Source organism: Shewanella decolorationis (assembly GCF_004354305.1).
Lineage (GTDB): Bacteria > Pseudomonadota > Gammaproteobacteria > Enterobacterales > Shewanellaceae > Shewanella > Shewanella decolorationis.
Genome location: NZ_CP037898.1, coordinates 2,306,042 through 2,326,219, shown reverse-complemented (window position 1 = coordinate 2,326,219; position 20,178 = coordinate 2,306,042). Strand labels below are relative to the sequence as shown.

At 46.4% G+C, this 20,178-nt stretch carries 17 protein-coding genes; 8 read left to right on the top strand and 9 right to left on the bottom strand.

Features of this window, described 5'->3' with window-relative positions:
• The first annotated feature begins 104 nt into the window (after positions 1-104).
• Positions 105-548 carry a GNAT family N-acetyltransferase gene (locus EYR25_RS10585; protein ID WP_133179968.1) on the top strand — a complete coding sequence of 148 codons (444 nt, stop codon included), beginning with the start codon at positions 105-107 and terminating at the stop codon, positions 546-548.
• A 58-nt stretch (positions 549-606) separates the two neighbouring features.
• On the opposite strand, the gene EYR25_RS10580 is transcribed toward EYR25_RS10585, so the two are convergent.
• Entirely contained in the window at positions 607-1,899 is a 1,293-nt protein-coding gene (locus tag EYR25_RS10580; RefSeq protein ID WP_133179966.1) for a serine/threonine transporter, read from the bottom strand.
• Positions 1,900-2,331: 432 nt separating this feature from the next.
• Complete coding sequence (locus EYR25_RS10575; RefSeq protein ID WP_133179964.1) at positions 2,332-4,899, bottom strand: acylase; 2,568 nt, start codon at positions 4,897-4,899, stop codon at positions 2,332-2,334.
• A gap of 256 nt (positions 4,900-5,155) precedes the next feature.
• On the opposite strand from EYR25_RS10575, the gene yjjX reads away from it, so the two are divergent.
• The 3 genes from yjjX to EYR25_RS10560 all read left to right on the top strand — a co-directional run bounded on the left by yjjX (position 5,156) and on the right by EYR25_RS10560 (position 9,467).
• Positions 5,156-5,695, top strand: coding sequence for an inosine/xanthosine triphosphatase (yjjX, locus tag EYR25_RS10570; RefSeq protein ID WP_023265869.1), 540 nt, complete (start codon positions 5,156-5,158; stop codon positions 5,693-5,695).
• Positions 5,696-5,799: 104 nt separating this feature from the next.
• Positions 5,800-6,780 carry a bifunctional helix-turn-helix transcriptional regulator/GNAT family N-acetyltransferase gene (locus EYR25_RS10565; protein WP_165953488.1) on the top strand — a complete coding sequence of 327 codons (981 nt, stop codon included), beginning with the start codon at positions 5,800-5,802 and terminating at the stop codon, positions 6,778-6,780.
• A gap of 236 nt (positions 6,781-7,016) precedes the next feature.
• Entirely contained in the window at positions 7,017-9,467 is a 2,451-nt protein-coding gene (locus EYR25_RS10560) for an ankyrin repeat domain-containing protein (protein WP_133179962.1), read from the top strand.
• A gap of 150 nt (positions 9,468-9,617) precedes the next feature.
• Here EYR25_RS10560 and EYR25_RS10555 read toward each other — a convergent pair whose 3' ends face one another.
• Complete coding sequence (locus EYR25_RS10555) at positions 9,618-10,811, bottom strand: serine hydrolase domain-containing protein (protein WP_133179960.1); 1,194 nt, start codon at positions 10,809-10,811, stop codon at positions 9,618-9,620.
• A gap of 618 nt (positions 10,812-11,429) precedes the next feature.
• Here EYR25_RS10555 and EYR25_RS10550 point away from each other — a divergent pair.
• From EYR25_RS10550 to EYR25_RS10540, 4 genes are all read left to right on the top strand, one after another.
• Positions 11,430-12,617, top strand: coding sequence for a hypothetical protein (locus EYR25_RS10550; RefSeq protein ID WP_133179958.1), 1,188 nt, complete (start codon positions 11,430-11,432; stop codon positions 12,615-12,617).
• Between the two features lie 193 nt (positions 12,618-12,810).
• A complete protein-coding gene (locus EYR25_RS21500) occupies positions 12,811-12,939 on the top strand; it encodes a hypothetical protein (protein WP_260846243.1) in 129 nt (42 codons plus the stop codon).
• A gap of 154 nt (positions 12,940-13,093) precedes the next feature.
• Positions 13,094-13,600, top strand: a complete 507-nt coding sequence (locus EYR25_RS10545) for a hypothetical protein (protein ID WP_240292454.1) — start codon at positions 13,094-13,096, stop codon at positions 13,598-13,600.
• Between the two features lie 42 nt (positions 13,601-13,642).
• Positions 13,643-13,960 carry an ankyrin repeat domain-containing protein gene (locus EYR25_RS10540; protein WP_133179956.1) on the top strand — a complete coding sequence of 106 codons (318 nt, stop codon included), beginning with the start codon at positions 13,643-13,645 and terminating at the stop codon, positions 13,958-13,960.
• A 104-nt stretch (positions 13,961-14,064) separates the two neighbouring features.
• Here the strand turns inward: EYR25_RS10540 and nqrF are convergent, their stop codons facing one another.
• From nqrF to EYR25_RS10510, 6 genes are read right to left on the bottom strand one after another with little or no spacing between them, the layout of a single operon-like run.
• The gene (nqrF, locus tag EYR25_RS10535; RefSeq protein WP_133179954.1) at positions 14,065-15,282 is read right to left on the bottom strand and encodes an NADH:ubiquinone reductase (Na(+)-transporting) subunit F; all 1,218 of its coding nucleotides are present in this window, start codon (positions 15,280-15,282) and stop codon (positions 14,065-14,067) included.
• A 51-nt stretch (positions 15,283-15,333) separates the two neighbouring features.
• A complete protein-coding gene (nqrE, locus tag EYR25_RS10530; protein WP_037429000.1) occupies positions 15,334-15,942 on the bottom strand; it encodes an NADH:ubiquinone reductase (Na(+)-transporting) subunit E in 609 nt (202 codons plus the stop codon).
• A gap of 9 nt (positions 15,943-15,951) precedes the next feature.
• The gene (locus EYR25_RS10525; protein WP_011071186.1) at positions 15,952-16,572 is read right to left on the bottom strand and encodes an NADH:ubiquinone reductase (Na(+)-transporting) subunit D; all 621 of its coding nucleotides are present in this window, start codon (positions 16,570-16,572) and stop codon (positions 15,952-15,954) included.
• On the bottom strand, positions 16,569-17,363 hold the full coding sequence (locus EYR25_RS10520; protein ID WP_133179952.1) for a Na(+)-translocating NADH-quinone reductase subunit C: 795 nt from the start codon (positions 17,361-17,363) through the stop codon (positions 16,569-16,571). The genes EYR25_RS10525 and EYR25_RS10520 overlap by 4 nt, the downstream gene beginning before the upstream one ends.
• Positions 17,353-18,567 (bottom strand): NADH:ubiquinone reductase (Na(+)-transporting) subunit B, encoded by a 1,215-nt coding sequence (locus EYR25_RS10515; protein WP_133179950.1) that lies wholly within the window; start codon positions 18,565-18,567, stop codon positions 17,353-17,355. The genes EYR25_RS10520 and EYR25_RS10515 overlap by 11 nt, the downstream gene beginning before the upstream one ends.
• Positions 18,567-19,937, bottom strand: a complete 1,371-nt coding sequence (locus EYR25_RS10510) for a Na(+)-translocating NADH-quinone reductase subunit A (protein ID WP_133179947.1) — start codon at positions 19,935-19,937, stop codon at positions 18,567-18,569. Before EYR25_RS10510 ends, EYR25_RS10515 begins: the two co-directional genes overlap by 1 nt.
• Between the last annotated feature and the right edge of the window lie 241 nt (positions 19,938-20,178).

Genomic DNA, 20,178 nt, shown 5'->3' with positions numbered 1-20,178 from the left:
CTAAACGGTTCCATGTTAAAGTGTGCCGCCGAATGAAGCTGATGCAAAAGCGTCATCCCCATACACAAGAGCGGTAGAGGTACTAACCGCCGAGGAGTTGTTATATGTTGATCCGTAAAGCTAAAGTGCAAGATCTCACCGCCCTAGTTCAATTTAATCAGGCAATGGCACAGGAAACCGAAGGCCTCGCCCTAGACGAAACGACCCTGATTAAAGGCGTCAATACCCTATTGAATCACCCTGAGAAAGGCTTTTATCTGGTGGCCGAAATCGATGGCGACATTGTCGGTTCGCTGATGGTTACCTTCGAGTGGAGCGACTGGCGCGCCAAAGATTATTACTGGATCCAAAGCGTTTATATTCATCCGCAAAATCGCCGTCAGGGGATTTATGGCAAGCTCTATGCTGAGGTGAAACAGTTGGCTGAGGCCAATGGTGGCGCCGCGAGTTTCCGTCTCTATGTGGAGCAGGAAAATACCGCCGCTCAGCAAACCTACCAAGCACTAGGGATGAAGCAGAGTTGCTATCTGATGTACGAAGAAAAGTAATAAAAAAGGATCGGGCATAACCCGATCCTTTCGTTTCAAACCGCTTTTAATTCCAAGCTTAGCTTAACAAGCCAAACAGAATAGCCGTCATCGCCAGTAGGCCCGCAATAATCACAAACACGTTGCTGATGCGGTTACGGTAAGCCTTCAAAGCTGGCACTTTGTACACGGCATACATTGGCATTAAGTACAAAATAGCCGCAATAATCGGCCCGCCCAGCGCCTCAATCATCCCCAAAATACTTGGATTTTTAATCGCAACGGCCCAAATCGTGGCAAACATAAACACTAAGATAAACTTGTTCAGCTTGTTCTCACTGATTTGTTTGTTACTTGAGCGCAACTGCTTAACGATAATGCCCTTCATGCCCTCAGTCGCGCCCATATAGTGGCCAAAGAAAGAAGACACAATCGCCACAAACGCGATGAAAGGCCCGAAATAGCTGACAAAACCACTGTCATGCACGTTAGCAAGGTAAGATAAAATCGGCAGGTTCTTCGCCTTCGCTTCGGCCAACTGTTCTGGCGACAGTGACAACACGCAGGAGAACACGAATAACATCACAAAGCCGACTAACATCATCGAGGTATTACGCAGGATCACATCGGCCTTACGGGCCGCGTTGACGCCGTGGTCACGCTTAAGGGAAACCGAAAATTGTGAAATCGCCGGAGAATGGTTAAAGGCAAACACCAATACAGGAATGGTTAACCATACAGTGCCTAAAAAGGCGCCGGTTTCTGGCACGACTTGCAGCGCATCCATTTTCCACTCAGGGATCAAATAGATGGACATAAAGGCCAAAATCCCTACCAGCGGATAGACCAGCAGTTGAGTCACCTTCAGCATAAATTGCTCACCGGCAACCATCACGGCCATCATGCCGAAAATCAACACACCTGACAGCAGGAAACGTGGCGGAGAGGCCATGCCCAACTGGTTGACGATAAAGCTGTCGACGGTATTAGTGATCCCCACGCCGTAGATCAGCACAATGGGATAAATCGCTAAAAAATACAGCAGCGTAATCGCCTTGCCAGCGCCAATCCCAAAGTGTTCTTCAACTACTTGGGTAATATCACTACCGGGAATGCTCGATGAACATACGAAGCGTGACAGGCCACGGTGGGCGAGATAGGTCATAGGGCCGATGATAATGGCCATCAATACTAAGGGCCAAAAACCGCCCATGCCCGCATTGATAGGAAGAAATAGAATGCCCGCCCCCACAGCGGTGCCGAATAAACTTAGCATCCAAGTGGTGTCTTGGCGCGTCCATGGTAAGTGTCTTGTTGTGCTTTCTTGCGTGCTTTGAGGTGTTTCGAGAACACTGATCGCATCTTTTTGCATTTTAAAATTACCTTACGGTGATACCGCATAAAAAATTCGGCGTAAGGATAGCGAAAAAGCTTTAGCAAAAGTTGATCTAGCACCATTTTAAGTAATGAAATTTCAAATAAAGCTGATATTGCGATCTAGATCCATGAATTAATGTAATAAATTTCCAATAACGCATCAAAAAGATCACACAAAATCACCAATAGCGTACAGTTGATTCACGCTAACACCTAAGCGTTGACATTGCCCGCTTGTCGATAAAAAGCGCAAACTGGTATTGAGTCACAAAAAGATGCCAAATGGGATCGACTTCAATTAGCCACCATAAAATCTTGAACAAGATCACAGTGAAAATTGTTAAATTTTCACATTTTGAAACAGCAAGCTCAGCACCATAAAAAAGGCCCACCTAAGTGGGCCTATCTATTCACAACAACTCAGCCATTACTGTGCTTTTTGCAGTGTCAGCTCTGTAGTCGAAATCACCGCTGGGGCGATATCAGCTTCCTTAAACAGTAAAGGACGGAAACTCTTACTGCTGGAATACAGCTTGCTTTGGTCGGCAAAGGAAGGTGACAGTATATTGCTCGACTCCGAATAGGTGAGTATGCCGCGCGCGACAGGGCCTTCATCGGTAAAGCTCACCGCCATCATCCAACTTGAGCCATAACGTATCTGATACCCCTTCGCCGTCATGCCAGAGGCCATCGCCTTACCCGTAACAACGTCCATCAAAGGTGCGTATTTATGCTGCGGGATCAGAGTGTCATCTCCCGATAAACTTGTCGAAAACACGTTGAATCCACCTTCCGCGTTATGGCTGCCCGGCCAAGGTAAACGCGCGCCGCTGGCAGTGCCATCGGGGAGTGACTTCTCGACAAACTGCACATCACCTAGCGGTGCATCTAAGGCAAAACCTGCGGCTTCAAGATTCAAGGCCGCATGGGCAAGCGCCACTAATGCGCTACCGTCTGTGGTAAGCGTATTAGGCGTAGTCGCCGCATTCGCGGGGTCAAATCCCTTAGTCAACATGGTTTTTTGGCTGAACTGATGGGCAAACTCACGCAGTAAGGCGCCGCCTTTACTGTCGTTATCTTGCTTACCGTTCCAGGCTTTGAGCGCTGCACAGGCAGAAGTTAAATCCTTAGATAAGCTCGCAGATACCACCACAGGCGTACTGCCCTGCGCCTCACATTGGGCAATCAAATCCGGCAATACCAACTCAGCTAAATAACTGCGATTCGACAATACCGCGGCTTCGAGTTCTTCCAGATTGAACTTGCCATCACTGCCCGCCGCATCCTGCATCAGGGTTAAGCCCATACGGGTACGCAGCGATAACTGCTCTGCTTCTGGACCATACATGGGCGAGAAGTATGTCAGTGGCTCATTCAAGTTGGTTGACCAGAAGGAGTCATTGGAGTTTTGCACAAAGTCACTGCGCTCAAGCTTAGGTGCACGCTCATAGGGCGTGGGGCCACTAAAGCTAAATAACGAAGTATTCCCCGGCAGAATAGTAAAGCCTGCTTGCTCTTTTGCCGCCTTAATATCGGGCGAAGTCTTTAACACCACCACGGCCGCCTCGGACAAACCGGGCACGGTCGAGTCGTCGATATAGAAGGCATTGCCCTCTTTATCGGCATACATAGTGTTGTTGAAAATCACCCCGTCGTAGTCTTTAAAGGCTTGTTGGAATTCATCTTTATTGGTCGCTAAGTTCATGGCGAGCCAATGATCGACCGGATCCATATTCCCCATATTGGCATCTTGGATCATAAAGGCACTGCCATCGTCCCAACCAAAAGGTGCGAGCGAAGGCGGCGCCTCGACCATAGGGCCTTTCGCCGTGGTGTAAATATCTTTTTCAGCCACTAACATGCCAGCGGGACCAGCGTTTACTAGGATAGACACAGTCTCTTTATTGATCGGCATCGGCTGCCCATCGAACAGATATTGCAATCTGTCGCCCGAAACCAGCTCAAGGTTATACATCACAAAGTGTTCAGCGGTAGAGAAGGTATGAGTCCAAGCTAAGTCTTTGTTAAACCCGATGTTGATAGGGCCTGGCATGCCCACCAGCGAGCCGCCCATCATATCCAATTGGCCTGGAATAGTAATGTGCGATTGCCAGAAGCGCAGGTTGCCTGTATGTGGGAAATGCGGATTGCCAAGCACCATGCCGCGACCATTTTCGGTCTTATCTTTACCCAGTCCCCAACCGTTAGAGCCTAAATCCCGTGGATTGGTCTCGGGGGTAGTAATGCGCGCCGCACGGGCAAGCAATTTAGACTGCATATCGCTGACAAACGCGGTTTGTTCTTGGCTTGGTGCTGGTCCGACGATACGCGGCATATACTCCTGCCCATCCCCGGGGTTAGCGTAGAAAATCAAATCGAGGAAGTTAGCTGCACCGGGTAGCAGGGCGATAGAAAACAGATATGTGACCACATCCTCTGGCACTATGGGCTTCACCCACGGCTGACCGCCACAGAAAGGTTCGGCGGTTTGTTTACCCGCCTCAACATCGGCAAGGTATTGGTTATAACCTGCGGTAAAACCTTGGATTAATGCACGAGAACGCTCGCTAAACTGTGGCCATTTGGCTTCGGCTTGCTCACGGATTTTTAAGGCTTTATAGGCAAAGTCGGAGATTAAGTTGCCATTGTCTTCGGCGGTGGGCTGCCCAGTGGTGAAATCAATCGACGCATGGGGACCAAAGTACATAGAGCGTTGGGAGTTGGCCTTAATAAAACCATCGGCAAGCACACAGAGGTTGTCCTGCGCCTGCGCGTAACCGCTACCAAAACCTAAGCTTTCTAGGTTATCGGCTTGGATATGAGGCACACCGTAGGTAGTTCGACGAATATTGGCTTTGAGTAAGCCGTTGGGGGCAAAGGTTTGCAGCTGGGTTTCAGGTTCGGTAGGTGGAGTGCTATCTTCGCTGTCGTTACAGCCTGTGAGCATAACGCCGCAGGCCATCCCCATCGCGATCATGAGTTTGTTGAATTTCATTATTATTATCTCTTAATTTTAGTTCCTTCAATGACATCGCTTTACTGCTTAAATCAGCTAATTGACTGAAGGAGCAATAGTCGTATGTCGCTTCCTGATGCAAGACTCTGGCTATTTGCTCCCCATGCATTTGCTTTTTTACTGAGCCAAGGCGATGAATATGGCAAAATAGAAAACCCAGAGGCGAGACACCTCCGACCATTTAAGCAATGATTCAAACGAGCGTCCACATTAAAAACCAAAATAAATAACTTATATGCAACAAAACATTATCAAAGTGATCGTCGGTTCGAAAAACCCCGTCAAAATTAACGCAGCTGCTAATGCCATGGCGCTGCTCTTCCCTGAATATGAGATCCAAACTCAAGGCATGGATGCGCCCTCGGGCGTGCCCGCACAACCTATGACAGATAGCGACACCCGCCAAGGTGCAGTCAATCGCGTTAACTACTGCCAACAACATGCTGAAGCAGATTATTACTTTGCGATGGAAGGCGGCGTCGATTGTTTCGAGTTCGGTCCTGCGACCTTCGCCTATATTGCGATTGCTCACCAAGCTCGTTTAAGCATTGGCCGAGGCGCCCTGTTGCCGCTGCCGATGCAGGTTTATCAGGCACTCGAAGCGGGTGAAGAGTTGGGTCATGTGATGGATAAACTGTTCAATACTGTCAACATCAAACAAAAAGGTGGCGCGATAGGCCTGCTCACCCACGGCCATGCCACCCGTGAGAGCAATTATACCCAAGCGATCATCCTCGCCATGGCGCCGTTTTTGAATCCTGAGATGTACCCTTAAATTTTGTTAATGAGATATTGCAAAGCCGAGCAAAGCCCGCTAATTTGGTTGTGACTTGCAACTAAATGATTTTATGAGCGACGGCAGCCCGCACTGGTACTTGCATGGCTCAACATTGGTTAATTCTTATGGTACTCAACCCGACTATGGCAAATGATCTAGACTCCTCGAGCCAACTGAGACAACTTTCCCGCTATATGGTCAGACACTTAGGCATGCTCAATGCAGCTGTGGGTGATTTACCTCTGTCCCCAGTACAGGCCCACGCCTTACTTGAGCTAGGTAAACAACCGCAAACCATTAAGGAACTCGCCTGTAAGCTGAGCATAGATAAATCCAATGCCAGCCGAGCAATCAAACACTTAGTCGATAAAAACCTCGCCCAGAGTCAAATGCATCCACGGGATAATCGTTGCCTTGTCGTGCAACTCACGACTGCGGGTAAAAAGCTGCTCGCGAAGTTAGATATCCAACAGAATCAACTCTTTCAAGAAATTTTAGCGCAGCTTACCCCTGATCAAATCCAACAAATCGAGCAAGCCCTAATGCAATACAACCAAGCCATACTCAAAGCTAAACAACAATCGGGTTGTCTTATCCGTGAAGCGACCGTCGCCGATGATGCCGCCATTGCCCAAGTGATCCGCGCGGTTTCAGCCGAATACGGCTTAACCGCGGATAAAGGCTATAGCGTGGCCGACCCAACCTTAGATTGTTTAAGCCAAATCTATTCGCAGTCGGGCGCCAAATACTGGGTGATAGAACATGAAGGCCAAGTCGTTGGCGGCGCAGGGATTGCGCCACTGGCTAATAATGCAGGCATTTGTGAACTGCAAAAGATGTACTTTATGCCCGAGATCCGCGGTAAAGGCTTAGCCAAGCGCTTAGCGCTGCAGGCCCTCGAGTTCGCCCGTGAAGCGGGTTATCAGAGCTGCTATCTCGAAACCACCGCATTACTCAAAGAAGCCCTAAAGCTTTATGAACACTTAGGGTTTAACTACTTAAGCGCCCCCCTTGGCAATACTGGCCACGACGCCTGTGAAATCCCAATGCTATTGCCACTGCACGCTGAGCTAACCCCATAACCACTCGCCAATATTAGCAGGCCATAGGCCTGTTGATCCTGTGAATTGATAAATGACTCATTGAATAATGTGTTGTGAGTCATGCCAAAATTCGAACAAGTCTGTTTTTATCCTTCCTAATCCACATAGTTTTTTATTCAGCACCTGTATTAAACTAGGCCTCTTTTTCATCCGGTAAAATGATATTTATCTAGATGATAATTTGCTGCATTATTGTTAAATAATTAGGGAAGCCCATGCTAAATTGGATTTTTGGTGATAATAACCTCACTCTGCGGGAAATATGTGTCGATAACGAGCTGTCTACAGCCAAGAAATTACAAAAAATTAATAAGTACCTCGCCAATGGCGGTGATATTAATTTTATTGATCCCGACATTTCCCCCTGTAATGTTTTAGTTCCGCTTTCTCGTAGCCCTGAATCCGACCTCGAATTAATACAATATCTGCTGGATAATGGCGCTCAAATTGAATGCAATGGTTTTAGCGCCTTACACTCAGCGCTTGAATTTAATAATCCTGAGTTGGTAAAGCTCTACCTCAAGGCTGGCGCGAATCTTTACTACCAAAATCAATTTAATAACTGCTGGTTAAACTACTTATTTCATCCAAATCCTCAGTATATTTATCAAGATAATCAGCGCATCGCTATGCTAGATCTGCTGCTTGAACAGGGGCTGGATATCAATCATTCGGTGAGTTTTTGGACCAATGGCGAGTTAAATCATCCCTTAGAAATCCTTTATGCAGAGCGCAGTAAAGAGCTATTCCTACATATTATTAACAAAGACCTTTATTTAGATATTGGTCAATTAAGTCTGATAGAAGAGATTATTTTCTCCAGTGACTTTTGGGGGATTGAAGCCTTCACGCCATTAGTGAAACGCTATCCTGAGTTTAAAAAGCCTCGTTATATTATGGCCAACGATAGCAGCTTTTGGGATGACGCCAATTTACTCGAACTCTGTGTCTACGCAAAAGCGCAGCAATACACTGAATATCTGCTTGATCATTATCCGCAGCTCAAAGCCGACTCCCACGCGAAAAGTTTACTCTACGCGGCATTGACCTCAGAATTTGACCTCAGAATTATCGAAAAATTGATTAAGGCGACCGTCGATATCAATCGCATCTATAGGATGACACCGCCTGACGCCGACCATTCACCCGTGCTCAACCAATTTATTGATAACGCCCAATTTACCGATGTGAATAAACGGGAGTATATCTATCAAGCACTAGAGCTGTTGCTCAAATATGGCGCGGATCCAAATTCAGTGTTTATGAATGCGGGTAAACCCTATGAAATGTTAGCCTGGTCGAACTTGCGACTATTGGTTTATCCGATGGTCGAGAAGAAAACCTTTCTGCCGGAGTTTCTCGACCTCTTCATAAAATATGGCATGGATATCAATAAAAAGTTTGGTGCGGTGGATGAACCAAGCTTGCTGACTATCTGCCAACGTGGTTCGGGTAAGGAAGATCAAGCCACACTTATCCAAGTGATGGAATATCTGCTCACCAAGGGACTCGATTTAAGCCTTACCAATATTTACAACACTAACTACGTGTCCGCTGCGGCCATCGCCTGTCGAACCCAAGTTCTCGAATGGCTGATTAACCAAGGCGGAGATATTTTCACCCATTGCGGCCATGATAATTCGCCCATATTGCACAAGGCAATTTCAACCTACTGGTGGGATCAAATCACAGGCCCGATGCGACGTAATACTGTGGAACTATTACTGCGCCACGGAGCCAAAATTGAAGAATTCTCAGTAGATGAACAATTTACGCCTCTGATGTGCGCCTGCTATTACGGCGCGCAGTCCTGCGTTGAAGTGTTACTTGAGCATGGTGCTAACCCCAATGCCATCAATGCCGAAGACACCACCCCAGCCCTTTGCGCCGTGATGGGCGGCAGCTCGAATGAGTTTCCACGCTTTGAATCAACAGCGGTGCGGATCTTAAGACTGTTGCAGCAACATGGCGGCGACTTAACCGTAAGTAACAGCTTAGGTTATAGCCCGCTGAGTGTGACTATGGAGCAGGAATATAAAGAGATTTTCGAAGTACTACTGCAAATCGTCCCCTACAGTGAGTCACAACTTGAGCAAGCCCTGAGCAAAGCCCAGCCACAAAGTTATTTCCAACGTCGGCTATTACAAAAGCTAGGGCGTGAAATACCAGCAGCCCCCACAATTATCGAACATAAGGTAGCGAAGCCAGAAGTCGCATCGCTTACTCTTGAATGTGGCACAACCCATGTGGAGGCGCCAAAAACCGCTCAACCCCAAAAAACTAGACTAGAGGTCAGTGATGCGGCGGTGGATAGAAGCCAAATCCCGACGCTGTTTGATCTCAAAAACAGAGTGCAGCATTTCTTTAAGCCGATAGCCAGCGATCCAAGCATCACAGCTCAACAGTTAAACTCGGTTAAAGAGCAAGTGGAACGATTGATTGAAAAGCTCGACAACTTTAGCTTTTTCCGCAATCAAGCGACAAAGGGCGAATTTGAGGAAGGTGTTCAGGAATATATCGATGAAACCGTCGAAGAAATTAACGGGATTATCGAGGATGATTACCCCGCGCTTACCGAAGCCTTAGTCGATTCCGTTTGGACGATTTTGCAATACTTTAGGGTTGAGATTGATATCGAGACCGCACTTAGAAAGCGCTTTTGGTAGCCGTTAGCACCTTGGCAACCAAAGAGACCAAGCATAAAGCCCCAACGCTGGGGCTTTATGCTTTCAAGGTTAAGCCTCACCTCAGACCAGCAGGCTTAGCTGCCTATTCGCCCACATAATGGCGAAAGCTAAAGTTTAAACATCAGAGGCTTAAACATTAGCGGCTTTAGCAAGCAGCAACTGGCTACGGATAATTTGGCGGATCTGATTATGCAGTTCGAATACTCGAGCGCGATCATTAAGATTTAGCGATAGATTTTCCAGCATCACCAAATCCAAATTAAATTCGGGATAATGCAGTGTCATCGACATATAGCCGGTTAAATAGCCCGTATGACTGTATTCGACGAGGTCATCGTCCTTATTGATCCTCACCCCATAGCCATAGTGCATATTCGGCCATAAAAATTGGATCTCGGTATGCGCCGTAGTCATCCGTTGATAACTCTCTGCGCTCATCAACTTGCCAGCATGTAATTGCTGCTGAAAGTCGGCATAAGTGGCCGCCGAGGCAATTAATCCACCAGCGGGCAATAACGCTTCATCAATTACCAGCTCAGAAGGCGCAATCACTTCGCTTTCCTGTAAACCAACGGCGAGTGAAGGTACTTTGGTGTGAATCACCTCAAGACTACCCAGCTCTGCACTCAAACCATTAAGCTGGTATCGCGCAGCAAATTGCGTCACCTGCTCGGCAAAGGATTGGTGATTGACCTTTTCAAGCACTTGCCCAAGCAGTGAATAACCAAAGTTGGAGTATTCAAATTGGCTACCCGGCTCAAATCGATTGGCCTTACCCAGTTCATCAACGCCCGATGTATGCGTCAGCAGTTGATGCAGCGTAATCCGCGCGTCATAACGACTGGGATTTAAAGTGTTTGCACTTGAATTTGTGCCCGCCACAGCGCCTTTGAGTGCCTTGTTATCTCCCTTCGCATCACTAAAAAGGTAATGATTTAACGTTTGATTTAAATCGAGTTTCCCCGCATCAACCGCCTGTAATATCAAGGTTGCAGTGATTTGTTTGGAGAGCGATGCCATCACAAAGCGCGAATCTTTACTAATACCTTCGCCCTTTTGCAATTCAAGCAGTGGCTTGCCCCGCTCAAGCAGGATAACACTGCCACTCAATGGCTGCGGCGAATCCTTGATCGCGGCTTGGATTAAGCTCTTAATCTCCCCAAGCTTAGATTCTGAAGATGCAGTTTGGCTTTCAAGCTTAACTGACTGACCGCCTTGCGCGCTTTCCGACACAATCGCAGCTTCAAGCGACTCGCCAACACTATTGGCACTTGGGAATAATAACAACCCCGATAGCAGGGAACCGATAACACTCAAACGCATGGGTTATCCTTAACTTAATTAGCAAATACTGCCTGATTAGAAAGCGGCCAGCTTATCATAAGTTTTCATAGTGTTGCGGCGTTTGAAATGAGCAATCAAAGTATGGATTGAGTTTTTAAAAGCAAAGTCAAAGTCGTGGGGCTTCACCCCCTTGATTTTTAATAAAGAGTCGACCAAGGAGAACTGCTAGTCCTATCCTCCTTGCCTATCGTTTTCACATCAGCAAAGACGCCCCTAACGGAGTTGAAAACCCCTTGGGCATTTAGCGTCCCTTATGTTATCGCATCAGACGATCCCCGCCCTGATTCGACTGCCCTGCGACAACTCCTAGGGAATAGTGAACTCCAGTAGCTTTAGTGCTGTCTGCTCGTCATGCAAAGCAAACCGAGTAACGCTTACCATAATTTTTAGAGAATTTAACAATGGGTGGCTCGTTAAATTCCGAATGATGCCTAGCATCACTTTTAGAAAAATTAACGATGGGTGGCTAGTTAAATTTTGAAAAAATGCATTTATGTTGTTGATTTAAAATTGGTGATTTGAAAAGAACGCTTTATTGACTGGTACTGAAAATAAGAATAATGTAAGGCATAAATTTTATGCATCTAGGATAGTAAAATGGATTGGAAATCAGCACACGTTAATGATGAAGGCTTGGTTAAAGTGCCGGAAAGTTGGCTACAATTACACTATTACGAAGCGTTAAATATATTATTTAGATTTGAAAATTCATTAAGGGTATTTGTTTATATAATACTGAAAATGGAAAAAATGGATAGTTGGGATGAGTGCTCTTTTAAAGTGGGTGGGAATGATCAACAAAGCATTAAAAGTATAGCTTCAAAAAGGATTAATCAAGCTCGTAATTTCGGTTACCTAGGCTTTGAAGTTATGTCACCTTTAATGCATTTAACTAGTGGTGAACTTGTAGAGATTATCACAGCAGATGCATACTGGCCTATATTTAAAAAACACTTCAAAGGCAATAAGGATATAATTAAGAACAAACTACTTGAAATTGGTACCGTTCGAAATTCTCTTGCTCATTTTAGACCTTTAAAACCTGAAGATCTGGAATTAATAAAACTCAACTCAAGACATACTTTAATGGGAGTCGAAGATTGTTTAAAAAATGTGTTCAATATCTATTCAAATGTCCCAACAAATACAGCAGATGATTGGTACAAATGTCTAAAAATGGTTAAGGGGGAAAACATTTCGGTCAGCCTAACTCATAGTAAAAATGAAGAATGGGTTTGCGTTAAATTTTCTTTCAATGCACCTCAGTTCAAGAAAGGCACTTTAATTGAAAATTTTTATAGCTTTGAACTTGCAAAAATAAAACCAGATAACATTTTAAAGAATTATCCAGAACTTAAAAAACATATTATCTACATGACAGAAACAGTTAAAAAGCCTGAACTCAGTGACGACCACGATATAAGGCAACAAACTAGTGTAAATATATGCTTTAGCATAAAAACCTTACAATCATGTTACGAAGTGATAATTAAAGAACTTAATCAAGTTATATCAGACATATCAGAAGAATGTAAACTTATAGCTAGTGATGGTTTAGCTAGAGGGAAAATTATAGAGTCTGCAAATTCATTTATATATTTGGATAAATCTCAAAAGGAACCTGCATGGGAATACCTTTATCAAGAACTTAAGCAAGTTTATGAACCAGAACATTCAGTAGAATATTGGGGAGAACATAACTTTGCTACATCAGATGTCGTTGGCGATTGCCAGAAATTTCCTTGGATGGAGTCAAAGATATCTAATGCTATAAAACCTTACTAGGGTCTGTTGATCTTTCGAGAGTGATTTTTAGACAGCATGGAATTTATTGTGACAACCACGGTTAAATTTTCTAGATTTTCAATTGCATATAGTAAAAATTCAGTTTTATAAGTGACTTAGAGTAACAAGGTATTGCCATAAAAGTGATTATTCGCGGCAATTATATTGTCTATTGAACCTAAAGATTGCATCGATGCTCAACAGGAGAGCCATGGTGATGGGCGAGACGACCGTCCGCCCCATGGACGGGGCGGTCGAGCATCCAAGGACGGACTTGCTGCGTGTCGGTGAGTCAATGCCATGGCGAGCCTATTCACATTGACTAATGTTAACAGCCACTTTTGCCACGTCTTTAAAACAATCTCAATCACTATTCGCTTGAGGGGAAGCCGAAAGCAGATTATGTTGTTGATTTAAAATGGCAGATAGAATTATTGGTTGCCGTTTTCAATGGCTAAAGGCGTGTAGTAACTGAAATGGACAACTTTGACTATAAATTGGGTACGTTAAACGGGATACTCACAGGGCTATCCTATGTAAACAATAAAGCGAATCACGGCTATACGTTTGAAATCATTAAAATTGATGCATCAAAACCATTAGAGATTGCAACGGAAAATTATCTTAAGGGTTTTTATAAGGATGCCACGGTTAGCTTTAGTGAAATCATAGACTGGCGTAGTGAGATCAATGCAGCACTTCATGATTGGCTTTTTTCCTATCTCCTACCTACAACACCGAGCGGTTGCGGCTCAGCTTTTGCTTCTCTTAAGGATGTCGATAACGCCTTTTCAATGTCCATAAAAAGCTTTAGAGACGAATTTATCAAACAGATAAGTGATCAACTTGATGCGCTGCTAGAGGTCAAAAGGGTTTTAGCTGTTTCATTGATAACGGATGAATGGTATGAGATGGAATGGGTTGATTTTGCTATCGAGGGCAAGAAAGGAGTTGTATTTATTCACTTGGGCGTTTCTGATTGATCTCCGTTAAATTTGCTTCTCAGGATCAGGTTAAATATCCCTATGAGCACTGAACTTATCCATGCAGTTAAAGCCAAGGATACACATGCGGTTAAGCGCATTATTGCTAATGGCGCTGATCTTGAAGGCGTTGATAAGAATGGGATGACGGCACTGTTGCATGCCTGTGAGCTACAGTCTTTTGAATTGCTCAAACTATTGGTTGATGCGGGTGCCGATGTGAATCATCCAAATGCGCTGGGGTATCGTCCGCTCGATATTGCTTACTTGCAAGGAGAGTTTCGCATGGGATGCTATACCGCTGAGAGTCAGCGTATGGTGAGCTATTTAAGCCGCCATGGCGGTAAATCCTTTAGCTAGAGAGCAAAGCCTAAAACTAAAAGCCCTATAAACAAAAATCGCGTTGGACTCCGCTGTTCTAGCTTTGCCTAACGCGATTTTCTATCCCACTTACCACTTACCGCTTAATCACCAAAGTCATCGAGCAGGATATTTTCAGGCTCGACCCCTAGGCTTTCAAGCATACGGATCACCGAGGAGTTCATAATTGGAGGACCACACATGTAGTACTCGCAATCCTCTGGTGCCTTGTGATGTTTAAGGTAATTTTCGTAAATCACATTATGGATAAAGCCAGTGTAGCCCGTCCAATTATCCTCTGGTAGCGGCTCCGACAGCGCCACATGCCAAACAAAGTTGTCATTCTCAGCCGCTAATGCATCGAAATCATGTTGGTAAAACACCTCACGGGTCGAACGGGCACCGTACCAAAAACTCATCTTACGCTTGGTCTTTTTACTCTTTAGCTGATCGAAAATATGTGAGCGCATCGGTGCCATGCCCGCACCACCGCCGATAAAGACCATTTCTGCATCGGTATCCTTTACAAAGAACTCACCGAATGGGCCAGAAATGGTCACCTTATCACCCGCCTTGAGGTTAAAGATGTAAGAAGACATCTTACCCGGTGGCACATTGGCTGAAGGTGGCGTCGCAATCCGCACGTTAAGCATAATGCGACCCTTTTCATCGGGATAGTTCGCCATCGAATAGGCGCGCAGCACGTCTTCATTGACGGTAGAGACTAGGTCGAACAGGCCGTATTTTTCCCAATCGTCGCGGTACTTAGCCGGAATATCAAAGTCAGTGTACTTCACCACATGGGCTGGCGCTTCAATTTGGATATAGCCACCGGCCTTGAAGTGTACGTCTTCACCTTCGGGCAGTTTTAGCAGTAACTCTTTGATAAAGGTGGCCTTATTATCGTTTGAGATCACCTCGCATTGCCACTTCTTCACGCCGAAGATTTCTTCCTCTAGCTCAAGTTCCATATCGGTTTTCACCGCCACTTGGCAGGCGAGACGACAGCCTTCTTTGGCTTCTTTTTTAGTGATATGCCCTTGTTCTGTTGGCAGAATATCACCACCGCCCGATTTGACTTTCACCCGGCACTGGCCGCAGGTACCACCGCCGCCACAGGCCGAGGGAATAAAAATATTCTTGCTCGCTAAGGCGCCAAGCAGTTTGTCGCCCGCGGCAACTTTTATGCTTTTCTCGGCATCGTCGTTAATCCCGATAGTGATCTCACCAGTAGTCACTAATTTCTTTTTGGCGATAAGGATTACTATCACCAGTAGGCACACCACCAAGGTGAACATGCCTATGCCTATTGCCATTTCCATTCGATAACCCTTTTTCTAAACAGAATGCGGTTTCACTTTCTCAGCCACGCGTTACAGCGAGATCCCCGAGAAAGACATAAAGCCAAGTGCCATCAACCCTGTGGTAATAAAGGTGATACCAATCCCCTGTAAGCCTTCTGGAATCGCATGAAACTTCATCCGCTCACGCAGCCCTGCCAGCATCACGATCGCCAGCGCCCAACCCGTGCCCGAACCCATGGCAAACACCGCCGATTCGGCAAAGTTGTAATCACGGTTAGCCATAAAGATCACCCCGGCAAAAATCGCGCAGTTTACGGTGAGCAGTGGCAGGAAGATCCCGAGGGAGTCATACAGGCTTGGAATGTATTTATCTAAAAACATTTCAAGGATTTGCACTAAGGCCGCAATCACACCGATAAAGGTGATCAGTTGCAGGTAACTTAAATCGATGCCTGGCATGCCCGCCCAAGCCAATGCGCCCGGTGCTAACACCTTCGCGTAGATCAGTTGGTTTAAGGGCACGGCTAAGGTCATCACTACGATAACGGCAACACCTAAGCCGAAGGCGGTCGACACCTTTTTAGACACGGCTAAGAAGGTACACATACCGAGGAAGAACGACAGCGCCATGTTGTCTAAGAATGTGGCCTGTAAAAACAGATTAATATAGTGTTCCATATCCGCTCCTTAACCGCGTTTACGCTGGATCACGTTAATGCTCCAGATCAGCAGGCCAATCAGGAAGAAGGCGCTTGGTGGCAACTTAAACATCTCGTTAGGTAAGTACCAGCCGCCGTTTTCAACCGTAGTCAACACGCTATGACCAAATAGATTGCCCGTGCCTAACAGCTCACGCACAAAGGCCACACTGATCAGCACTAGGCCATAACCCGCCGCGTTACCCACGGCATCGACCACGGCTAAGTGAGGTGGATACTTCATCGCAAAGGCTTCTGCGCGGCCCATGATGATACAGTTAGTAATAATTAACCCAACAAATACAGATAGTTGCTTAGATAGCTCGTAAGCGACATCCTGCAACACCATATCGACGATAATCACCAAGGAGGCAATCACCGTCATCTGGGCAATAATCCGCACACTGTTAGGGATAAAGTTGCGAATGGCGGAGATAATAAGGTTAGAGAACACCAGTACGAAGGTCACCGCCAGTGTCATCACCACGGCCGTCTGCATGGAGTTACTCACCGCCAGCGCCGAACATACGCCCAGCACTTGCATCGCCACTGGGTTATTGGCAAATACAGGGCCTGCTAGCATGTCCCGCATGGATAAACTGTTGCTCATTTTGCACCTCCCAACTCACCTTGCTCAGCCGATGCTTTTAATTGGTTGAAGAAGGTTTGGAAACCCTCAACGCCAAACCAAAACTCCATTGCGCGTTGCACGCCACGGCCAGTCATGGTCGCGCCACTCACTGCATCAACACCGTGCACATCGCCCTCTTTGGCGCCGCCTTTCACGAGGCGCATCGCAAACTTGCCTTTTTCATCAAAGAGTTGTTTCCCCTTCCACAGGGATAACCAATGTGGATCAGTCACAAAGTCACCGATACCTGGAGTTTCACCGTGCTCGTAAACCACCATGCCTTTAATAGTATTAAAGTCAGGCTCGACGGCCACGTAACCGTAGATCATCGACCACAGCCCTTTACCGTAGAAAGGCACGACCACGCTGGATAATTTGCCGCTATCATCAAACACCTTAAACACACGAGCATCGTTGGCACGGGTTTTAATCTTAGCGATATCCTTTTTAGGAGCGCTTGAGGTTTCTGGGTTAATCGCCGCCATGCGCTCGTCAAAGTCGAGTACATTGGCATCGGAGTCCACTTTGCCTGTGTCGAGATTAATCAATAATGGCTTAACGGATTTAGCAAAAATATCTCTAAACTCATTGCCTTGGCCTAAATTGACATCGGCCGCCATCAACACATAACGTTGTAACTCATCGCGTTTTTTCGCAAGTTTGCGTTCTTTTAGTACGCCAGCGGTGCCGGTAATCATAAAGGAGCACAAAAGGCAGAGCGTAATGGTGAAGATCATGGTCCCCACCACAGTATCTTTCTTAAATACCATGACGTTTTACTCTCCGTTTGATGTTGGCACGGGCCACCAGATAATCGAACAGCGGCGCCCACAGGTTGGCGAACAGAATCGCTAACATCACGCCTTCAGGCATTTTAGGGTTAGCCACACGGATAAGGATTGTCATAAAGCCAATCAAGGCGCCGTAGGCAAATTTGCCTTGGCGGGTATAAGAGGTTGTTACTGGATCGGTCGCCATAAACATCATCGCGATAGCAAAACCGCCCGTGACTAAGTGCCATGTCCAAGGCATTGCCATCATCTGGTTAGTGCTTGAACCAATAACATTGAACAAGGTTGCAGTGGCAATCATGCCCAGCATCACACCCACCACGATGCGCCAGTCGGCTAAACGGGTGATAAGCAGTAATAGCCCACCGAGCAATACAGCGAGCGTGCTGGTTTCACCAATCGCCCCTACGGTAAAGCCAAAGAAATTATTCCACCAGTTAGGGTCGCTAAAGGCGCTGTACCAAGCGTAATCGGCAAATTGGAGCTTACCTGCTGCAGCTTGCGCTAATGCGGTCGCACCAGAAAAACCATCAACGGCGACTAATTGCTTAACCGTTGTGACTTCTGATGGATAGGCAAAATAGATAAACGCCAAACCTGCTAATGCGGGGTTAAGGAAGTTGTATCCCATGCCACCAAACAGCTCTTTGGCAATCACCACCCCAAAGCTAATCCCCATCACCACCAACCAGAGTGGAATCGAAACGGGTAAAATCAGCGTAAATAACAAGGCTGTGACGAAGAAGCCCTCGTGCAATTCTTGGCGACGTACCTTGGCAAACACCACTTCCCAAAACAGGCCAGTCAATAATGCTGTTAAGTAAATCGGCAGATAAAAACTTAAGCCGTAGAGGAATAGGCCAATCACGCCTGTCTCGGCACTTAAGCCACCGCTTAAAGCGTTAAACAGCGCGAGTTTCCAGGTATCTGGAGTGCTTAAGCCGCTTGCAAGTGCGAGCTGAGCCTGTAAACCTATGTTATATAAGCCAAATAGGATGGCGGGTAATAAACAAAGGCCTACTAAGGTCATGGTACGTTTTACGTCAATGGCGTCACGTACGTGCACTTGTCCCTTAGTGCTGCGACCACTGGCGATCACCAATGAGCGCACAAAGCCCTTCATCGATTTACCCGTGGCGTAGTAGTCGTCCTGTAAATCAGGTTTTTTAGGTTGTGTCGTCATTAACCTTCCCTCTCGATAACATCTAGACAGGCACGTAACTCTTTACCGAAGTCATATTTGCCGGGGCACACAAAGGTACACAGGGCTAAATCTTCTTCATCTAACTCCAATGCGCCTAACGCCTGTGCCTCATCGGTATCTCGCACTACTAAGTCACGAACGAGCAGCGTGGGTAAAATATCCAGCGGCATAACGCGATCGAGCTGACCAAAGGCCATCATGGCGCGCTGAGAGCCGCCCTGATGCGTAGTAAATTCAAAGGATTTAGTCAGGCCAAATAAACGGGAGGTTACCGCACGGGTGATAGAAAACTTATCCGAACCGCCACGTACCCAAGGCAATACTTGGTGCTGCGCATCTTCGGCGAGCACTGATACTTGGTTGTGGAAGCGGCCTAAAAAGTCATGCACACCTTGGGCGGTATGACCTGATAATACTGAGCCTGATACCACACGGTTGTTACCGGGTTTTACTTCGTCGGCCACTAAGGCGCTCAGCTCTGCCCCTAACTGGGTGCGCAGTAAACGCGGGTTAAGCACGCTTGGGCCACCCAGCGCCACCACGCGATCGGTATAGAGTTCACCGGTTTGGAACAGCTTGCCGTAGGCAATTACGTCTTGATAGCCGATATGCCACACCTGACGCTCAATGCTGACAGGCAAGGTAAAGTGAATGTGAGTTCCGACTAATCCGGCGGGATGTACCCCAGTAAAACGGCGCACTTCAACCTTAGGCAAATCAGCACCGACTAAGGCTTCGCCTTTATCTTGGCAGAGGTAAACCTTGCCTTCGGTTAAATGACTTAGCACCGCTAAGCCCGCCTTAAAGGCATCGACCTGCTCGGCAATAATCAAACGAGGATCGGCGGCGAGTGGATTGGTATCCATAGCCGTCACGAAAATACCTGCGGGTTTGCTATCGAGGGCGGGAACGCGGGAGAAAGGACGGGTACGTAGCGCCGTCCACAGGCCGCTCTTAACCAGCTGATCTTTAACCACATCCGCAGATAAGGCCTGTAAATCGGTGTGAATATCAAAACGGATCTGCTCATCGGCGTCTAAGCCATTGCAGCGGATCACCACGGATTGCAACACCCGACGTTCACCGCGGTGGATTGCAACAATCTCACCACTGGCGGGAGCGGTAAACAGCACGCCCTTTGTTTTTTTATCTTCAAACAAAGGTTGACCTTTTTTGACCTTATCGCCGACTTCCACCAACATAGTCGGTTTTAAGCCAACATACTCCTCACCCAACAGAGCCACTTGGGATGGCCTGTTACCGGGTTCGATGATCTGCCTAGGCTCACCCGAAATCGGCAAGTCGAGGCCTTTTTTGATCGTTATAACTTGGTTTGAAAAATCTGCCATCACAAATATCAACCATGAAAATTTTTAGATAAATTTAGGGTAGATGTTTGTTAACAGATAATCCGATATTGGCGTCACATTCCGCCGCAATTTCGTAAGTAATATACGTAAATTCGCGCCATTTTGTGATATTGATCGCCACGATTTTGAAATCAAAACTTCAAATGTAGTTTTATAACAAATAATTCATAATTCCATCATCTCTGATTTAGCAGCGACTTAAGTATGTGAAAACAGACAA